The following is an 18,104-nucleotide window of genomic DNA, read 5'->3' on the forward strand; positions in this document are numbered from 1 at the left end:
AGGATTTCAATGAAAAATTATATAGCGATGTTGGATTATATTGAAGAAAATAATTTGAAAATGGATAGTTTTGGGAATTGCCAATTTCAAGCACTTGTAAAGTACAAAAGCTCAACTAATATTTTCTCTGAGATGACAGAAGTAAAATTTATACGAAATGGATATGATGATGGAAAAATAACAGTTTTTGAAAAAGGTGAATTAAAATCAGAAAATTGTTACCTCGAATATTCGGCTAGGTTTCAGAACTATAAATTTTCCCAAAAGGAGTTTATAATCGAAGGTTTTTCAAAGAAAGGGGTAAATTATACTGTTGAAATTACAAAAATATAATCTTGATCAAGGAGAAGTTCAAATAGTTCCATCAGTTTAAAATTGAGTTCTCATTATCAGTACTTCCTATAGAATATGAAATTCTATAGGACTGACATGAAATTACTAACACTCCTCAATGTCAAAGTTATATTTTTCCAGCAAATCTTTAGCGATTGTATCTATTTGAGATGTTTCTGGAACTTGTGGTTCGTTAAGATAACTATGAAGATAAGTAATAGTATTTTCATCTGAGACATAATTTTCTGGATCATTTCTCAAAATTTCCTTTTCTTTAACTAGACTCACTGCATCAGTTCTTGGAAGTCCTTTGTAAACAATATAGTATGCAGCCTCTTTGGCACGTTCCATATTGTTATATTCTTTAATTTTTTCATCGTAGTGCATTGTATCCCCTTTTATTTTGTTATGTAGCAATCGTCGACTGTTACGGAAATTACTTTTAAGTGTTTAATAAATCAGATGATTTTAATAAACAGTGATAATTTTTACTAAGATTAAATTGTGCTATTCGCACCACATAAGTAGAAGAATAATATAGGTCTTTATTTTAACCGTCAGCATGACTTTGTAATCAGCATATAAATCATACCGTATTTGAAATTAAAACAGTGCTATAAATTTATCTGTAAATAAAGATTGGTAACATTTAAAATAGACCGATCTCTTTTGATTAATAAAGGCGATGCGTGTATGAAGGAGGGGAGAATTTTTCATCTTCATGATGGAGCGATTCCTGCCTATAAAGAGAAAGATTACGGCTGAGATCTCTATTAATAGATATTAGGTATGAGATTAATAATTTCTATTTATATAATTAAAATTGCAGTTAAATTTATCATTTTGGTTAAGACAATATATATCGATTCGGTATATAGTATATATACTAAAATGATATATAGTTTTTTGATTTTCCACACAAAAAATTGACAATTAGACATAAAATTCTTTCATATTTTGATTATGGGTATACTCTAAAAAATACGTTATAGGTTTATCATGAATACGATTGAATATCATCTTTCCGAACTTGACGCGATGAAAAAATATCCCGAAAAATTGTATTACAAAGGTAATCTTGATTTATTAGACCGGCGAAAAGTATCCATAATCGGCAGTCGGAAACCAAATCAATATGCTCAACAGATGACACATCGTTTAGCAAGTGAATTATCAAGGGTTGGGGTATGTATTGTAAGTGGTGGAGCAATGGGTGTAGACGCGATAGCGCATCGAGGAGCGGGAAATGATAGTACGATCGCAGTTTTGCCTTGTGGGATCGATTTACGCTATCCAGCGGTCAATAAATCATTATTGGAAAGTATTGAGAATAGTGGCCTAACCATGAGTCAGTTTGATCCGGGATTTCAAGCAACTAACTGGAGCTTTGTAGTACGTAATGAGGTTGTTGTGGCACTGGGAGACGTATTGATCGTTACACAGGCTGATATTGATAGCGGGAGCATGCGCAGTGTCGAATTCGCATTAGAGATGGGTAAGAAAATTTTTGTTCTACCGCATCGGATTGGTGAGAGTGAAGGAACTAATAGATTATTAGCTGATGGAAAAGCCGAGGCTATTTATGACATCGATACTTTTGTAGGAAAATTCGGTATGGTAAATTCTGAGATTGATAAAAGTGACCCATTTATGTTGTTTTGCGCCACACGACCAACTTATGAGGAAGCGGTAGTGAAATTTGGGGATCGAGTTTTTGAGGCGGAGCTCAGTGGAAAAATCATTATTAAAAATAGTAGTATTGAATTAATCTGACACGAAGTTTCTAACACTCCCATTCATCCCGTGTATTTTTTAGGGAAATTGGAACTCTTTTCCCCCTGTTATTAGTCTAAAAATGAATCAACTCGTTCTTCAAGCCACGTCATGCTGCCACGAAAACTTTGCATATCATAATCTTTGACATTTTTTGCATGGGCATCTGATCTTCCAATGGAGTTTAATATGGTCATGCGTGATTTGAATTTTTCAACATCAGTTTCAAAAATATTTTGGAAACAATCGATCCAATTTAAACGTATGATTTCAATTAAGTTACTTAAATATATATCGTTTTTATCAGGATCAAAAAGTTCTTTTAATAAGAGTGTTTTATTTTTAGGATTAGTTATCTTCAATACTTTATTCTTTGCTTCAGTATCTCCAAATCTTGCTTTGAGCTGTTGTATCACTACTTTTCTAAGTTTGATTTCTATAGCGTTGCGTCTACTACCAATTTCAGTCCTTTTTTCTTCATCTGTCAAATTTTGTTTCTGGTATTGATTCTTTTTTTCTAAATATTTTTTCAAAATATCCATTTTGAAATCATAACCGATTAAAGATTTTTCTAGAATTGAATAACCTAAAAGGTGTTCAGTATATGTTGGATCATTTTTTGCAAAATAATTAAATTCATCTATGTCATTACGCGCGAGATATGTTAACATCATATATTCATCATTGTAATATTCTTCCAATACGCCAATAATCATTTCACAATATTTATGCCCGATTGACTCATTGAAACGTTGGGTGTAATCTGCATATATTGAACGATCAACTTTTGTAAAATTTTGTTTTCGTAATTCTGACCAAATATATGAACATGCTTGTCGAATTAAAAAAGGATGACCGCCGTATTCACGAGTTAGATACGTATAAGTTTCTTCTTCAAAAGTTATACCCATATAATTAGCTAGCGTTTTTACCATTACTTTTGTTTGATCGACTTGAAAACTTTCTATGTAGCGACATTTAATTTGATGGTAAAGTGGATTATCAACTTTATTGATGAATGGTGTTTCAATACATTTAGGATTAGTTCCTGCTATCAGAAAAGTTATAGGATTGTCCAATTTTTGATAAAGACCACGCAAAACTTGCCAAAATTTTATATAATCATCACCTGTTTTCCAGTATTGTGAAATTGATATGCCAAAAGTTAGATGCTCAATTTCATCAAAAATTAATAAAATTTTTGCATTATTTTTATTGATTTTTCTGTTTAATTTCGAGATATCATTTTCAAATTGCATTGCAGCATTTTCTTCAGTATATTTTTCAATGTCGATCTGCATTTTTATAGTGTGCTCTTTATTTATAGTGTGAATAATATAGTAAAGAGCACGCCACCAACGGTTTAAATGCAGCTTTTGGCAGTCTATAATAGTTGCATACGCATTTCTTTTTTTCAAAATGCGTTTAATTGAAAATAGTATAGAAGTTTTACCACTTCTTCTTAGTCCAAATATTCCAGCATTTGTATTGCTTATATGGGCATCTACTAATTCATGGCATATATTTTCTCTAGCAAAAAAATAAGTATCCTTTCTGAGGGGCGATTCAAAATCAAATAAATTTCTTTCAAAAAAGTATTTTTTAATTCTTTCAATAAAAAAATTGCTATTTTGTTGTGATAAAAGTTCATGGTATGTAAATGGGATTATGACACTAGATTCGTTGTTACTTTGTATAAGAGTATCGATTTTAGAAATAAAATCAATATCATTACTCGCTATGAATGTACATATTTTGTCTAATCTAAATCCTGAATTTTCATTTAGAATATTTTCTATTGCATCGATTGTTCGTGGTTCAAAATTTTCAAATCCACTTAAAAGAAAGATCATTTCATTTTCAATACCAAATACTTTGCTTTTTAAATCTGGAAACTTAATGAATGCGTAGTTGTAAGTGCTTGAACCAATTCGAATATATTTTAGTGTTGAAATATAAAATTCTTGACCAAGTTGATTTAAGATTTTATATTCATCAGGTGAACAAAACTCTTTCATATTTTCTTTAGCGTGTGGGTGTATACCCGAAGATACGGTAATAAGGCTAATCATAAATCACTCTTTTTATAAATGTCAAAAATTATACAACAACATTTAAATATTTTAAATTTTTTAAAATCGGTTGGTGAATCATCATTGTAAGTATCAGTCACATAAAAATTTCGACTTCAATTAGGTGTTTTTCCAAGTTCAATGTATCTTTTCCAAATTTTTGATCATCCCTTTATAGTGTATTGTGCGAGATGATCAAGTTACGAAGAAGCGGTAGTAAAATTTGGAGATCGAGTTTTTGAGACAGAACTGATGGGATTAGTTCATGTAAATAATGGAGTCATTAATCTCGAATAAAATATGAAATAATGCAATATATTAGAAGTAATTTATCAAAATCTTATTTATCATATATTTTAGTATAAAAACATAAAGCTAATTCGCAATATAATCAGTTATAACAAGATTAGGAGTGTTTATTGTGGCAAATGTTAAGTTTAATGTTGGTGATAATGCAGTAATTCAATTAGGTGAAAATTTATACAAAAACATATATGGAGTTTTAATAGAGTATATTACAAATTCATATGATGCTGATGCTTCTATTGTTGAAATCAAGATTGACAGAACCAAAAGGTTAATAATGATTTCTGACGATGGCACCGGTATGACACACGCCGAACTACATAGTGTTTTTTTAGATGTTGGACTTAACAGAAGGAGACAACTCAATCTAACACCAAAGCGTAGGCTAGTAACTGGTAGAAAAGGATTTGGAAAATTAGCATGTTTTGGTTTGTTTGAGAGTTTTATTGTAGAAACTGTAAAAAATAATCTATTTAGTAAATTAGAAATCACTACTGGAGAAAACGAGTTTGGTGAATTTAATTATACTGCTAACATAAATGATAAAGCAAAAAAAGTTAACCAAGAGAATGGAACTAAAATTTATTTGATTAATAATACCCAAGAGATTACAGATAATAAATCATTAGCTGAGTCAATTGCTAAGCGAATTAATCTTATGTATGATGCTAATCAATTTGATCGAGATGGTTTTAAAATAAAGTTAGAAGATATTACTATTGATAAAACATATAGAAATAGTATAGTTTTGAATACAGATATTAAGTTTAAATACAATATCCCTGAAGATTTAAAAAGATTTACAAAAGACAAAGAGCTTATTAAGTATATAGAAGAAAATAAAATCAATGGTGTTGTAATAGCACGTGAGAAGACCGTTCGTATAAAAGAAAATAAAGGTATTGTATTATTTGCTAGAGGTAAATTGTGTCAAGAAGCAACTTATTTAGATATTAATCCATCCAATAACTATGGATATGCACATTTATATGGAGAATTTAATGTTGATTTTATTGACAATGAGAGTAAAGATAATATTGGTACCGATAGAACAGCTTTAAAAGAAACAGAAACAACGTTAAAATTATTTGAAGTTATTGAAAGTTTAATGAAAGCGTATGCAAGATTATATGATGAAGATGAACGTGCAAGAAAAGAAAATGCAATTGAAGAGTTTAAAGGTGACGATAAATATAAAGTAATTACAAAAACTATTGAATCTATTAAAGACTTAAGTTTAAGAAAAGAACTATTTAAACTTTTCCAAATAAAAATAAAAAATAGTGTAACAGAAAATATTATTGATGTGGAAGACATAGAAAACTTTGAAAAAGTTGCAAACTCAATTATGTCATATAATCTACAGTCAGAACAAATTAGCAAGGATGAATCTAAAGACAATGTGATCACTTCATACGATTACTTGATTGCATATTTACGAAATAAATACACATACACTGGTAATGATGGTGTTGATATTATGAACTTTTTATATGGACAAAACAACCAAAATGTAGAATATTCAGCTTTATCACTAAGAACAACACACACTGTAAAAGATGACATAAAAAAATCGATGAGAGAACTTGGTAATGCGATTGTGAACTTACGAAATTCTATGATGCATACAAATGATAGAGAATGTATTAATACAAATATTTCAATTGAAAATTCAAAAAGATTTTTGGTAATGGTGGATCTTTTTATTGAATTAGATATTTTGTTTTTTATTCCTATTCCTATTCCATAATTGTGAAGTAAGAGCATAAACAATGGTTTCACCAACGGCTTTTGACAAATTAACTGGTACAGCATTGCCAATTTGTTTTGCTATTTCTGTTTCACTGCCAAAAAAATTATAATTTGCTGGAAATGATTGAATGAGAGCTCCTTCCCTAAGAGATAAAGCTCTATCTTCTTCAGGATGACCAAATCTTCCACTGTAGTATTGATTGAATTTTGTTGTAATTGTTGAGCTTAGACTGTTCCATGCTAATCTGCCATAATTATCTAAAAATACTTCTTTTCTTGCGTGACATGGTACTTTCAACTCATTACTCCAAACAGAACGTAAACCACCATTTTTAGGTGTTGCTTTTATTCTTTTTAAATTAATTTCATTAAGTGTTTTAGATTTATGTAAAGGATCAGTTTCTGAGGGCTGGTCGTGATTGATAGACTCAAGATGGTAAATTACATCTTTTAGTGTAATAGGTGTTTTGTAATGAAGATTTTCAAAGGAAAGGTTTATCTTTTTTAATCTTGTAGCAATAAGAAATAATCTTTTTCGATTCTGTGCTACAGAAAAATTTTTGGCATTTAAGACTTTGTATTCAAGTTTATAGCCATTAAGCTCAAGCATTTCAATAAATTTTGCAAAAAAAGGGTTCTCTTCATTCAATCTACTAACATTTTCCATTAATACAAAGTGAGGCCTAACTCCTTTAATGATTCTTCTAAATTCATCAAGAAGTGTTTTTCTATCATCGTCTTGTTTTTTTCTAGTATTTATCATACTGTATGGCTGACAAGGTGCACATCCTGCAATCATTGTAAAATCGTTTTTTGAAATATTACATAAAAAGAGTTCTTTGATTTCTTTTGCAGTTATTTCAACAATACTTTTATTAATAAATTTTGCTTTGTTATTATGCTCATATGTTTCTTTGCATGAACTTTCTATATCAACACCGGCGAATACATCAATTCCAGATAACCTTAATCCATGAGTTAAACCACCTGCACCACAAAAAAAATCTATAGCTTTAATTCTTTTCATTATTAACTCCTATTTCTATATTATTTGTATCAAAATTGATATGCATTACATCAAGGACATACATGCATTGAAAGAAAAAATTTGCACTAAAATTTGCTCTAGATATTTTGTTGTTAAAAGATTGTTCATTTAGTGAGATATTAAATGTTTTCTTTAGAAGTTCACAAATCTTTTTTGTGGTTACTCTTCTTTCTCTCATCACAGCCCTCAGTTTATTGCTAGCGTAGTCATTTAGCTTAACTTTCATTACAAAATATCGACCTTAATATTTAGTTTATCTATTGTATCTATATTAGTATTATTATACTCTTAAAAAAGTATAATAATACTAATTAATGAGTATAAAATGTACATATATTTTCAGTGAGAAACATCAACGTAGTTATGATAAAAAAAGATTTTATTGATTGAGATTAATTTACTATATAAGAAAATATAGCTTGTTGGTGAGTTTATAAAAATACTTACAAAGGTGTTTGGAATATATTGCTACCAAGCTTATTATGATAAAAGTCACATTGAAATAATTTTTTCAAAATTATTTTATTGACGATAATCCCTTGGATTGTTAGCCATTTAGCTGCATTTTGGATCTCTTGTAATGTTAATAAGTCAGATGTAAAACACGTTTGTGCTGCCACTTTATCCAAAAGTTTTTCATACCAAAACGCTCTTTTTTTCAACTCTTTCGTAAGTAGCCAATGAGTGAGAGCATTCGCTTTTACAAAGCGATCAAAATTCCTTGGATAGTGGTTAAACAACTCTATAATCGCTGACAAGATAATAACTTGCTGTGGGATACTAAGTTCACGAATGACAGGTTGGGTTTTGGTAAAACGGGTTCTTTTGGCGATATTCTTGATCTTTGCTTGATGATCGATAGACTCATTCTTTTTGTAGACAAGTATCAATTTGGCAAGTTGTACAAAGACCTCAAAAAATAAAAATGAGTAGATTGGTATTTTATTGAAAACTATGTAGCCTCTTTTGCGAATTGACTGTATTCTGTGCATTCGTTTGAACGCTAAATCAAATGTTTTCGGTACTGTCAACTTTCGTGCCTTTCGCAGATCGAATCCGCATTTGTGACAAAATACATACGGCAAAGTATTGCGATACATATGGGTAATTTTGAGCAATGTATTGCATGAAGGACAGCGATCATAAAGATAGCAGTGATGTTTGAAGCAAACCGTCGAGAATAGAACTTTCCAACTTTTGCGATAATATGGAAAGTGATCCTCTCGTAGACATACTGGACAGAAACGCTGAGGAACGATAAAGGTATTTAGGCCATCAGGTATAATTGATTCTTGAAGATAACTCTCATAGGATTTGAGACTCATCTGATATATGGTTTCAAAGCTAAGAGCACTTTTTTGTTCGATGATATGTAGGATAGCATCCGATACCGAGGCATCAAAGTTAGGTCTCCAGTTGAATTTTCCGGTAGAGAAGTGCATATTCATAAATGTTTTGGGATGAGTTAAATGAGCGTATGCCGTTCGTGCAAGCCATGAGCTGAGGATTTCGTCCGGGAGTGGTTTGGGAATAAGCAAAAATCGCGAAGCAGTAACCGCCGGATTTTTGACTTTTTTGATCATAACTGTTCGAGCATCGCGTTTTTCGAACGTTGATGTGGAGAGACGTAGTTGCAGGCGCGTATCTCGGTCAGGGTGATACGTTCGGATTTTGTTTCAATGGCGATCTTGGCAGCTTGGCGTAACAGATCGAACATATTGCCTATATAGCCGTCACTGAGTTCCAAAATCTCATCGGCCACGGCTTCATCGGTTAGTTTTGACTCATGTTTGAGCGGAAGGCGACTCGCATAAGTTGCTAAAAGACTTCCGAATTCATCATCGAATTGCCATTTAGGAAGATACATTGGCATAAAACGGCTCTCGATCTGAGGATCGGTATTTATTGCACTGAGAGCAGCTTTAGTGCCGGCAAGTACGATCGGGATCTGTAGCGCATTGGAGAGACTTTTGATGGCATTTAAAACCTGCTTTTGTCTGGCAATAGAACCACTCAGGATATTATGTATTTCATCGATCACCAGCATCTCAACTTCGAGAAGTTTCAAATAGTATTGTACGAGGTATTGTTTTCGTACAACGGTTTCGGTCTCTTTATAGGGGACAGAAAGATTAGAGAGTATTTGGCTATAGAGTCGTGATTCGCTAGGTTCATTCGGTGCATCAACATGGACGACCGGAATTCCGGCACCGGTATGGGTGTCGAAATAATCATTCGGTAGATTTGCCGGGCGTTCAATATTGTAGTCATAGGGTGGATGAAGTTCTGCAAATCGACTAATGATCGAACTTTTTCCATTGTTTCCTTCACCCACAATAAGAAGACTGGTGATGCGAGGAAAGTTTTTTCCGTATTTGAAAAGTTCTTCGAGCTTGTCAAGCATTAGTTTTGCTCTTGGGTAATTAATCCACCGGTATTGAAAAATAAATGCCATACGCTCTTCATCGGAGCTTTCAAGGAGATACTGATACTCTTTGGCCAATAGATTATTCATGAATCTTTTCCCTCAGCTTTATATTCAACGACATCAAAAATCTCGATTTTTCCAAAGCTTCTTTTTCGAACCGGTTTTTCATTGGAATCTTTCGTAAGTACATCTTCTGAAATAGCAGAAGGCTTTTTGACTGATGATGGTGGTGTCTGTTTTCGTAAACTATTAGTCGCTCGTTTGGCACTTTTTTCGATCTCTTCGAGGTTATGGTAGGCTCTAAAAATATCGTTTTCATCATAGTTTGTTTTGCGCTGATCTGCTAAAAGTCGTTTGATGGCTTGTAGCTCCCAGATATTCATCGCCGGTGCACTCATGCGACGGTAAGGTACATCGAGATAGATATTTAGATTGGGGTCATAAACATGTATGCGACTGATATCCATGGGATCACGTTTAATTTTTAGTTTGAGTTTTTGATCATTGGCATCTTTTCGATTCACAAAACGACGCAACGTATCGTCGTAATAAGTAATATCCTCTAAAGTGATTCCATTGCGCTGTACGGTACGATAAAAAGTAGGAAGAAGCGATATGCGAATATGTTCATCATCTTCGATCATAGCGGGGAGAATACCGACTTGTGGATTGTTTTCATCTTCTTCGATACCGAATTGGTATCGTTGTAAAGGGGTGGTTTCAATTCCATGGTGATAGGTTTTATGATAAATATTGACAATGTACTGTGTCAACCATTTTTCGAGTTCTTTGATAGTCAGAGAAGCTTGTTTTTCTGAATCATAGCTTCCACGTTCTTTGACATTGGAGAATGTTGCTCCCGGAAGATTATGTATTTCTTTGTTAATTGTTAAGAAAATTCGTTCTATATTCCCCCCGAATTGAGGTCGTGCAACGGGGCGTTTTTCGATAGAGATACCGTATTCTTCACAGACACGTTGAACTTCGCTCCCAACTAGCTCTGCACCATTATCGCTATGCAAAACACGTGGTGTACCATAGATGGGCCACTCGCCGTCGATATGAAGTTTTTTGAGATAACGTTCTTTTGGAAGAAAACATTGATAGAGGCATTGTCCAACGTTGAAAAAGCCAGGTCCTTGGAAAGAGAGGAAAAAGCCTGCAACCATTCGGCTATAGACATCGATAGCCAGTGTGAGATAGGGTCTGCCGATCGGAAGTCGGCGAAGATCATCCACAAGGATGATATCAAGTGGTGTATGATCTATCTGATAGACATCAAGAGGATAGTTACCATTTTTGAATTCGCCTGAAAAGTCACCATATTGAGATAAAGCGGTTTTGTAATTTTCTCGACGTTTGAGTAAATACATTGGATCGATCTCTTTGATCCGATTGCGAACGGTATTTTCACTAGGCACAGGGGTATTTTCATGAATACAAGCCTGCTTAATTTTCATATAGGTGCGTTTGAAAGAATGTTTTTGTTTTTTGAGATAGTAACTCTCAAGAAGCTCGTTAATGATCTTATTTGTATCCTTGGGAAGACGTTTTTTCTTGGGACCTCGCTTTTTAGTTTGCGGTATCAGCGCACTTAACGTCGGGTTAGACTCAAAAGCTGATAACCATCGATAAACGGTAGATTGTCCGACTTTGTGGGTAGATGCAATTTTTTGAATATCTGTGGCACTACGTTTAGTCCCTATCAGCGGTTTGATAATCTCCAACCTTTGTTTGGCTGTGTCCCATTCAAGCTCAGTGTGATCATTTAAATCGATAACGGGTGAGTCATTTTGAGGTTTCGTAGAGAGTTCAGTAATGGAAACGGATGCAACATTGCCATACTTTGCATGTTTGATATTGACTTTAGTGAGCCCATCGGCTCCAATTACCCTATACTCCTCATCGTCCCAATAGACGGTTGCACCATAACTAAAGTCTACTTTTGCCATAAAGAATCCTTTATAAGGGGGGAGTTCATTGAAAGTTTTTGGGTCAAGTCGATTATATTTGGATTTAATGCAATGAAATGCCATAGATAGGGGATAATTTTTCCATGACTTGAGCTATCGGTATTTATCGCATATAAAAAATCGATAAGGGATATAGGGTCAGAAAGATTTTCATAGACGCTTTTAAAGCGTTCGTCAAATTTTTCTGTATTTTTCAAAAATGCGAATTTGTATAGGAACTTTAGATTTTGTAAATATATTGGATCAAATGTTGTATCGGTGAAAATCATGAAATTGTATTTGCCTTCACTCTCAATTTGATGGGTAATACAAGAAAGCTTTTGTCGTAATTCTTCATCACTATCAAGTTCATTTTTGTATTTAACTTCATAAACTGTCGAAGTGTTGTGATAATGAACGAGGGCATCTGGAGTATAAAAACGGTTGGAACCATCACATTCATACCGAAGTTTAAAAGGTTGCTCTTCGAATAAAACCACGGATGAATCGAATTCAAGAGTTAGAAAAAAATCATGTTCAAGTGTTGATTCAAATGCAAGTTGTTTCTTGTTCTTGCGACTCATAAAGTATCCGGTAACAGAGCGATAGCTCTTTTTAATTTTTCTGACTGCCATGAGAAAATATTACAACTTTTATAAAAAATTTGCAATAGTAATAAATTATCATTAATTAGTAGAAAATGTAATTTATTATCATTTTTACTTGTATTTATTGTCATTATATATTTCCTCTATTTTCTCATTAAATAGGCACTTTTAAGTAGTTTTACGAGTATAATCATGTATATTTATTCTCATTAATTAGTGAGTATGACAAAAAAACTGGCATATTCCGGGATGGTTATTATCAGCGGTGCTGCTGCCGGAGTTGACGCAATAGCCCATCAGGGTGCAGGGACAGAAAATACCATTGCTGTTCTGCCTAGCGGTATTGATGTCCGTTATCCGCATGCAAATAGAGAGCTTATCGGAGCAATTGAGAAACAGGGGCTTACCATGACCCAGTTTGAACCCGGTTTTATGGCTCGTGAGTGGAGCTTTGTCGTACGTAATGAGATTGTTGTTGCACTGGGAGATGTGCTGGTTGTGACAGAAGCCGATATCGGCAGCGGAAGTATGCGAAGTGTCGAGTACGCATTAGAGATGGGAAAACCCATTTATGTCCTTCCTCATCGACTACGTGAAAGTACAGCTACACGTCAGCTTTTGGCAGAGGGAAAAGCTACTGCAATCGATGACCTTGACCTCTTTGTTACACGTATGAGCCAAAAAGCTAAAAATGCGATCGAAGATACACCGTTCATCGCATATTGCAGAAACAATCCGACCTATGATGAAGTGGTTGTAAAATTTCCGAGTAAGATTTTTGAAGCGGAACTATCCGGTTTGATAGAAGTGCGTAATGGCAGAGTGAGTGTCGTGTAGAAGTGACAATGGGCGTTTAGTGCCCAATTGCCGATGTTACTTCGTATCCGTAGTGTTTTACGAGATAGTTGATAATCGTTTGCTGATCTTCTTTAGGGATTGGAGCTTTAAATTCATTGACCATTTTAGCAACCGTACCGGTCCAGTATGGGCGGCTTTTTTTCCCTTGATTAAGGATATATCCAAATGAGTGGCAGATCAGACAGTACTGTTGTACTACTTCATCATGATCTCCCGCTTCGATCGGATAATCGACATACGGCATTTCGATCGGTTTTGCCACTTGGGCAAAAAGAGCCGTTGAACTGAATAATAGTGCGGTAATTAGTAATTTGATTTTCATGATTTATCCTTACACTATTTTCACATTGACATAATCGACGGCATTGTATTGGTATCCGCCTGCATTCCAGCCGATCTCATCGGCTTGAGGCTGGATATTTCCGATACGGTTGATGGCGCGAACCATGATGATATATTCACCCTTGGCTTTTGGTTCCCATTGGTATGTCCATTGACGGTAAGCGTATTTGCCGTAATCCTTTTGGAGTTCTGTAGCACTCCAGCTTTTCCCGCCGTCGATCGAGATCATAACCTCTTTAATCCCTTTGCCTTGGTCGAAAGCAACTCCTGTTACTTTTACACGTGAGCCTTTTTTGATAACAGTATTCGGAGTAGGATAGCCGATGACCGATTTAACTTTCATAGCGGCGATCGGTTTACGTTTGTACTCGAAGTCACTTCCGGAGACTACACATTCGCAATCGTTGTCCGGAACTGTATACGCAACGTCCATAAAGAATGTTTTACGATATTCGTCCATAACGGTGATTTCTGAGAGCATTTTGACCCAGCTGTCCGAAAAGTGTCCCGGAATGACAAGACGGAGAGGAAAACCGTTCAAATACGGAAGATCTTCTCCGTTCATTTCATATGCAACGATCAGTTCGCCGCTGAGCGCTTCATCAATCTCCATTTCGCGGAAAAAGTGCGGCGTTTCGTCAACAGCCGGTTTTTCCAAACCGTTAACACCCACAAACTTTGCGGTTGCTTTAACTCCGGCCATATTAAGGATGTCTTTTAGACGTGCACCTTTCCATACGGCACAACCCATAGCTCCGTGCCCCCATTGGACACCGTGGGTTGCTTGTCCCGTTTTGGCGTAATATTTTCGGCTGTTTCCGCCGCATTGGAGAACCGAGGTGATCTCTACCGGTTCAAATTTGGATTTCAAATCATCTACACTGAGTGAAAGAGGGGTTTCAACCGCCCCTTGAACTTGCAGACGAAACTCATTCAAATCAATGTAGGTCGGGATATCAGGCATATGCCAACGGACGAAAAACTGATCATTCGGAGTGATCACTTGGGTAAAGATGTCACGCGGCGATTCGAGAAGCGGCGGACGGTCTGAAATGACTTTAAGCGGTTTTTTTTCAGGAAAAGCAATTACAGGAGGGACAAACTCTTTTGCCTCTGTAATGATTTTTTTCGGAGCTTCATTTCCCAAAAGGGTCGATGCTCCCAAGATAAGGCCGGCGCCTAAAAAGTGTCTGCGGTTAATTTTATCCATGATAATGCCTTGCAAAGGAATATCACTATTTTATCATAAATGAGAGTAATTTAAAGTATAAGCATCGCATCGCCGTAGGAAAAAAAGCGGTATTTTTCATCAATGGCTTCTTGGTATATTCGGTGTGTCTCTTCAAGCCCTACAAAAGAGGCCACGAGCATCAGCAATGTCGATTTAGGCAAGTGGAAATTCGTTAGCAAATGATTCACTCGCAAAGGCGGATTTCCCGGGTGTAAAAAGAGGTTGGCTTCTCCTTGCGTTTGCTGGGTTCGGACATGATATTCGACTGTCCGGGTAGAGGTCGTACCGATGCACAGCAACGGAGAGGAACTTTGTATTAACATCTGTGCAGAGTCCCGAATCTCAAAATACTCCGAATGCATCGGATGATCCGTAATTACGTCTGCCTCGACCGGCTTGAACGTCCCTGAACCGACATGCAGAGTCACAAAGGCATGGGGATGAGAGGCACAAACGGACTCAAACAACGCATCGCTGAAGTGCAGTGATGCGGTAGGGGCTGCAACGGCTCCCTCATGTGCGGCAAAAACGCTTTGGTATTCGCGCTCATCGTCACTGTCGTCTTCCCGACCCAGATAGGGGGGCAGGGGGATATGACCGATCGTATCCAGGATGGGTAAAAGCTCTTCGAATCGGATAAGAGATTCTCCTTGAAAAAAGTTAACCGTGCGTGATCCGTCATCACTCAACGCAATGACCCGAGCCGAGAGATTGCCTTCAAAATTCAGCAACGTTCCCTCTTTTACACGCCCCTTGATGTAAACATTAATGGCATACGCATCCAGCGGACGGTTTATAAGAAGCTCGATAGCACCGCCGCTGCTTTTATGACCGTAAAGTCGGGCTTTGATCACTTTGGTATCATTAAAGAGAATGGAGCAGTTTTCAGGGAGAAATGTGAGCAATGCATCAAAACGGGTATGGGTTATGGAACGATCTGCTCGGTTATAGACGAGTAAGCGGGCATGTTCTCTGGGATGGATCGGATGGGTTGCAATGAGACCATCAGGAAGATGGTAATCATAGCTCTCGGTTAGAAGGGGGTTAGTCAATCGTCTCTTCTTCGTCTTCTTCGATGTAGGCTTCCTCTTTTGGAGCCGGGTTGACAAATCGGACTATGAGGATCGAAACTCCATAAAGGAAAATGAGCGGAACAGCCATTAAGCACTGGGTTAAAATATCTGGTGGTGTTAAGAGGGCAGCAACAATAAAGATCAGGACGATAGCATATCGGAAAAAGCCAATCATCATACGATCATCAATGAGACCTAATAAGGCTAAGAAATAGCAAAAAATCGGTAATTCAAATGCCAATCCGAATCCGAACATAATTTTTGTGAAGAAATCTACATAATCTTCGATGTTGATCATCGGGACAAACGAAGCGCTTCCGAATCCGATCAGGTATTGAAAACCAAACGGAGTAACGACGTAGTAGGCGAATGCTCCGCCGATTAAAAACATTACTGTACCGCCGACGACGATAGGGATCATCATCTTCTTTTCATTGGCATACAGCCCAGGAGCAACAAAAAGCCAGATTTGGGAAAGAATAATCGGTAACGAACCTAAAAGTGCTGCGAAAAAAGAGACTTTCATCGCTACGAAAAAAGTTCCTCCGATTTGATTGGTCGTTGCCATCCCTTTTGCGGCGTTGGGAGACGTTTTTGCTACAAGAGAGAGTGCATCGTTGAGGGGTTGGCTGATCCAGTGCAAAATTGGCTCATAAAAATTAAAGGCAACAAAAAACATGATAATAACAGAAGCGACACTGATTCCGAGCCGCTTTCGAAGCTCGACTAGATGGGGACGTAAATCATCAAACATTAGACATTCTCTTCGATTGGTTTGGTTTCGACCGCTTTAATCTCTTTTGGTTTGGGTGCAAAAGTGACCACTTCGGGTTCTTTCGGTGCTGAAGGAGCCGATGGAGCAATGGAATTAAAATCCAGTTCGCTTTTAATTCCGGTCAATTCGGAACCGATTTCCGTGACATTGGTCATCCGTTCCAATTCCGAGCTTGCGCTGGTCAGTTCATTTTTATAATTGAGTACGTCTTCTTTTATTTCAGAGAGTTTCATCTCTTCTTCAATAGTTGCACGGGCAGTATTGACCGTACTTTTGACACTTCGAAAAAATTTGGCGATTTGCACCATCGTTTCGGGTAGTTTTTCCGGTCCTAAAAACAATACCGCAATAATCGCGATAAGAAAAATTTCACCTAAGCCCATTCCAAACATTGTGTTATCCAAAAAACAAGATTTTTTTAAAGACGCAAATTCTATCCAAAGAAAGTTAAAACCCTTCTACTCTCAGTGCGATTTCATCGGCTAATAAAAAATCGTTGTTAAAATAACGCCCGTTACACAGATTGAGCATCCCTTCTTGGACAAGCAGATCAGCATGTTTTTTTTGTTTTTGGTTCAATAGACTCTCTTCTACTCCGACACAGCTGCGAAAACCTAAAAAGAGTTTTTCACTGAGCAATGCTTCGGGTTCGATTGTTTCAACGCTTATCTCTAAAGGGTTTTGAATGTAGTGTTCTACCGACGTTGAGGGATAATAGCGGCGATTGTCTAAAAATCCGACGGCACCCGAACCCAGACCGATGTAAGGTTTGTGTTCCCAATACCCGATGTTATGACGTGAACGGTATTTTCCGAAATTGGAAATTTCGTATTGGTTAAACCCATTTTCTGCGAGAGTGCGGAACAGCCATTGTGTCTGTTCCAACTCTTCTTGGGCAAGTTCGGGGGTTTTTTCAAACACTGTATTTTCTTCTATAGTGAGAGCATAAAGGCTGATATGATCGATCGGGAGGAGAAGAGCTTGATCAATATCCGCTTTTAAGAGGGCTTTTGTATCTTCGCGCACACCGTATATCAAATCGATACTGAGATGTTTGTACCCGATAGCCGATGCGATGCGGATCGCTTCCAGTGCCTGTTGTGTATGATGGGCGCGTCCGAGCGTTTTTAATTTTTCATTATTAAAACTTTGAACGCCGAAGCTGAGGCGGTTGACTCCCAACTCATACATCCCCTCCAACCAAGAACGGGTAGCACTGTTGGGATTGGCTTCGGACGTGATCTCACATGTATCGGCAAGAAAGGGTTCGATCATCTCAAAAAGCGGACGGTATAAAGATGGTTCGACCGTAGAAGGGGTACCGCCGCCGATAAATACCGTTTCGATGAGATTGTCTCGACTGACATTAAAGCGGGTTAACTCTGTTTTGAGTTGTGAGACAAGGGCATTCATGTACGCTTCGCGCAGGGAAAATTTATCAACATAAGAATTAAACGCACAGTAAGAGCATTTGCTATCGCAAAAAGGGATGTGAATGTATAAAAGCATATGGGATTATAGTATTTTTAATGGCGAATAGTTTACAATACCTC

19 protein-coding genes are annotated in these 18,104 nt (G+C 36.4%); 5 read left to right on the forward strand and 14 right to left on the reverse strand.

Annotated elements, in window-relative coordinates; all coding sequences use genetic code 11:
- The first annotated feature begins 9 nt into the window (after positions 1-9).
- Complete coding sequence (locus PHP90_RS01965) at positions 10-333, forward strand: hypothetical protein (RefSeq protein ID WP_299924431.1); 324 nt, start codon at positions 10-12, stop codon at positions 331-333.
- 105 nt (positions 334-438) lie between these two features.
- On the opposite strand, the gene PHP90_RS01970 is transcribed toward PHP90_RS01965, so the two are convergent.
- Positions 439-720, reverse strand: coding sequence for a hypothetical protein (locus PHP90_RS01970; protein WP_299924434.1), 282 nt, complete (start codon positions 718-720; stop codon positions 439-441).
- Positions 721-972: 252 nt separating this feature from the next.
- Here PHP90_RS01970 and PHP90_RS01975 point away from each other — a divergent pair, with 252 nt between their 5' ends.
- Together PHP90_RS01975 and PHP90_RS01980 are read left to right on the forward strand one after the other, a co-directional pair.
- Positions 973-1,098, forward strand: a complete 126-nt coding sequence (locus PHP90_RS01975; RefSeq protein WP_299924437.1) for a hypothetical protein — start codon at positions 973-975, stop codon at positions 1,096-1,098.
- Positions 1,099-1,332: 234 nt separating this feature from the next.
- Positions 1,333-2,106, forward strand: a complete 774-nt coding sequence (locus tag PHP90_RS01980) for a DNA-processing protein DprA (protein ID WP_299924440.1) — start codon at positions 1,333-1,335, stop codon at positions 2,104-2,106.
- Between the two features lie 71 nt (positions 2,107-2,177).
- Here the strand turns inward: PHP90_RS01980 and PHP90_RS01985 are convergent, their stop codons facing one another.
- The gene (locus tag PHP90_RS01985; protein ID WP_299924443.1) at positions 2,178-4,178 is read right to left on the reverse strand and encodes a hypothetical protein; all 2,001 of its coding nucleotides are present in this window, start codon (positions 4,176-4,178) and stop codon (positions 2,178-2,180) included.
- A gap of 421 nt (positions 4,179-4,599) precedes the next feature.
- Between PHP90_RS01985 and PHP90_RS01990 the strand changes: the two genes are divergently transcribed.
- Positions 4,600-6,234, forward strand: coding sequence for an ATP-binding protein (locus PHP90_RS01990; protein WP_299924446.1), 1,635 nt, complete (start codon positions 4,600-4,602; stop codon positions 6,232-6,234).
- Here the strand turns inward: PHP90_RS01990 and PHP90_RS01995 are convergent.
- From PHP90_RS01995 to PHP90_RS02015, 6 genes are all read right to left on the reverse strand, one after another.
- Positions 6,196-7,263 carry a DNA cytosine methyltransferase gene (locus PHP90_RS01995; protein ID WP_299924449.1) on the reverse strand — a complete coding sequence of 356 codons (1,068 nt, stop codon included), beginning with the start codon at positions 7,261-7,263 and terminating at the stop codon, positions 6,196-6,198. The two genes, PHP90_RS01990 and PHP90_RS01995, sit on opposite strands and share 39 nt — an antisense overlap.
- On the reverse strand, positions 7,250-7,510 hold the full coding sequence (locus PHP90_RS13985; RefSeq protein ID WP_366141095.1) for a DUF6471 domain-containing protein: 261 nt from the start codon (positions 7,508-7,510) through the stop codon (positions 7,250-7,252). Before PHP90_RS13985 ends, PHP90_RS01995 begins: the two co-directional genes overlap by 14 nt.
- Before the next feature lie 217 nt (positions 7,511-7,727).
- Complete coding sequence (locus PHP90_RS02000) at positions 7,728-8,867, reverse strand: TniQ family protein (RefSeq protein ID WP_299924451.1); 1,140 nt, start codon at positions 8,865-8,867, stop codon at positions 7,728-7,730.
- Positions 8,864-9,799, reverse strand: a complete 936-nt coding sequence (locus PHP90_RS02005; RefSeq protein WP_299924453.1) for a TniB family NTP-binding protein — start codon at positions 9,797-9,799, stop codon at positions 8,864-8,866. Before PHP90_RS02005 ends, PHP90_RS02000 begins: the two co-directional genes overlap by 4 nt.
- Positions 9,796-11,664, reverse strand: a complete 1,869-nt coding sequence (locus tag PHP90_RS02010) for a Mu transposase C-terminal domain-containing protein (protein WP_299924455.1) — start codon at positions 11,662-11,664, stop codon at positions 9,796-9,798. The genes PHP90_RS02005 and PHP90_RS02010 overlap by 4 nt, the downstream gene beginning before the upstream one ends.
- Complete coding sequence (locus tag PHP90_RS02015) at positions 11,652-12,299, reverse strand: TnsA endonuclease N-terminal domain-containing protein (RefSeq protein WP_299924459.1); 648 nt, start codon at positions 12,297-12,299, stop codon at positions 11,652-11,654. The genes PHP90_RS02010 and PHP90_RS02015 overlap by 13 nt, the downstream gene beginning before the upstream one ends.
- A 195-nt stretch (positions 12,300-12,494) precedes the next feature.
- Here PHP90_RS02015 and PHP90_RS02020 point away from each other — a divergent pair, with 195 nt between their 5' ends.
- Positions 12,495-13,109 carry a DNA-processing protein DprA gene (locus tag PHP90_RS02020; protein WP_299924462.1) on the forward strand — a complete coding sequence of 205 codons (615 nt, stop codon included), beginning with the start codon at positions 12,495-12,497 and terminating at the stop codon, positions 13,107-13,109.
- A gap of 16 nt (positions 13,110-13,125) precedes the next feature.
- On the opposite strand, the gene PHP90_RS02025 is transcribed toward PHP90_RS02020, so the two are convergent.
- The 6 genes from PHP90_RS02025 to hemW form a co-directional block, all read right to left on the reverse strand.
- Positions 13,126-13,452 carry a sulfite:cytochrome C oxidoreductase subunit B gene (locus tag PHP90_RS02025; protein ID WP_299924466.1) on the reverse strand — a complete coding sequence of 109 codons (327 nt, stop codon included), beginning with the start codon at positions 13,450-13,452 and terminating at the stop codon, positions 13,126-13,128.
- Positions 13,453-13,461: 9 nt separating this feature from the next.
- Positions 13,462-14,682, reverse strand: coding sequence for a molybdopterin-dependent oxidoreductase (locus tag PHP90_RS02030; RefSeq protein WP_299924469.1), 1,221 nt, complete (start codon positions 14,680-14,682; stop codon positions 13,462-13,464).
- A 50-nt stretch (positions 14,683-14,732) separates the two neighbouring features.
- A complete protein-coding gene (queA, locus tag PHP90_RS02035; RefSeq protein WP_299924472.1) occupies positions 14,733-15,755 on the reverse strand; it encodes a tRNA preQ1(34) S-adenosylmethionine ribosyltransferase-isomerase QueA in 1,023 nt (340 codons plus the stop codon).
- Entirely contained in the window at positions 15,748-16,530 is a 783-nt protein-coding gene (gene tatC / locus PHP90_RS02040; protein ID WP_299924475.1) for a twin-arginine translocase subunit TatC, read from the reverse strand. Before tatC ends, queA begins: the two co-directional genes overlap by 8 nt.
- Positions 16,530-16,934 (reverse strand): Sec-independent protein translocase protein TatB, encoded by a 405-nt coding sequence (gene tatB, locus PHP90_RS02045; protein ID WP_299924478.1) that lies wholly within the window; start codon positions 16,932-16,934, stop codon positions 16,530-16,532. The genes tatC and tatB overlap by 1 nt, the downstream gene beginning before the upstream one ends.
- A 64-nt stretch (positions 16,935-16,998) precedes the next feature.
- On the reverse strand, positions 16,999-18,060 hold the full coding sequence (gene hemW, locus PHP90_RS02050) for a radical SAM family heme chaperone HemW (protein WP_299924481.1): 1,062 nt from the start codon (positions 18,058-18,060) through the stop codon (positions 16,999-17,001).
- Between the last annotated feature and the right edge of the window lie 44 nt (positions 18,061-18,104).

This window comes from Sulfuricurvum sp., assembly GCF_028712165.1.
In the GTDB taxonomy this organism is placed as follows: domain Bacteria; phylum Campylobacterota; class Campylobacteria; order Campylobacterales; family Sulfurimonadaceae; genus Sulfuricurvum.

Bases quoted from the DNA above. Each gene is read 5' to 3' on its own strand.
- PHP90_RS01985 (WP_299924443.1), bottom strand. From the start codon at position 4,178: ATGATTAGCCTTATTACCGTATCTTCGGGTATACACCCACACGCTAAA.
- PHP90_RS02030 (WP_299924469.1), bottom strand. From the start codon at position 14,682: ATGGATAAAATTAACCGCAGACACTTTTTAGGCGCCGGCCTTATCTTG.
- tatB (WP_299924478.1), bottom strand. From the start codon at position 16,934: ATGGGCTTAGGTGAAATTTTTCTTATCGCGATTATTGCGGTATTGTTT.
- PHP90_RS02015 (WP_299924459.1), bottom strand. From the start codon at position 12,299: ATGGCAGTCAGAAAAATTAAAAAGAGCTATCGCTCTGTTACCGGATAC.
- PHP90_RS02000 (WP_299924451.1), bottom strand. From the start codon at position 8,867: ATGATCAAAAAAGTCAAAAATCCGGCGGTTACTGCTTCGCGATTTTTG.
- PHP90_RS02020 (WP_299924462.1), top strand. From the start codon at position 12,495: ATGACAAAAAAACTGGCATATTCCGGGATGGTTATTATCAGCGGTGCT.
- PHP90_RS13985 (WP_366141095.1), bottom strand. From the start codon at position 7,510: ATGAAAGTTAAGCTAAATGACTACGCTAGCAATAAACTGAGGGCTGTG.
- PHP90_RS02025 (WP_299924466.1), bottom strand. From the start codon at position 13,452: ATGAAAATCAAATTACTAATTACCGCACTATTATTCAGTTCAACGGCT.
- PHP90_RS02010 (WP_299924455.1), bottom strand. From the start codon at position 11,664: ATGGCAAAAGTAGACTTTAGTTATGGTGCAACCGTCTATTGGGACGAT.
- tatC (WP_299924475.1), bottom strand. From the start codon at position 16,530: ATGTTTGATGATTTACGTCCCCATCTAGTCGAGCTTCGAAAGCGGCTC.
- hemW (WP_299924481.1), bottom strand. From the start codon at position 18,060: ATGCTTTTATACATTCACATCCCTTTTTGCGATAGCAAATGCTCTTAC.
- PHP90_RS01970 (WP_299924434.1), bottom strand. From the start codon at position 720: ATGCACTACGATGAAAAAATTAAAGAATATAACAATATGGAACGTGCC.
- PHP90_RS01980 (WP_299924440.1), top strand. From the start codon at position 1,333: ATGAATACGATTGAATATCATCTTTCCGAACTTGACGCGATGAAAAAA.
- PHP90_RS01965 (WP_299924431.1), top strand. From the start codon at position 10: ATGAAAAATTATATAGCGATGTTGGATTATATTGAAGAAAATAATTTG.
- PHP90_RS01995 (WP_299924449.1), bottom strand. From the start codon at position 7,263: ATGAAAAGAATTAAAGCTATAGATTTTTTTTGTGGTGCAGGTGGTTTA.
- PHP90_RS02005 (WP_299924453.1), bottom strand. From the start codon at position 9,799: ATGAATAATCTATTGGCCAAAGAGTATCAGTATCTCCTTGAAAGCTCC.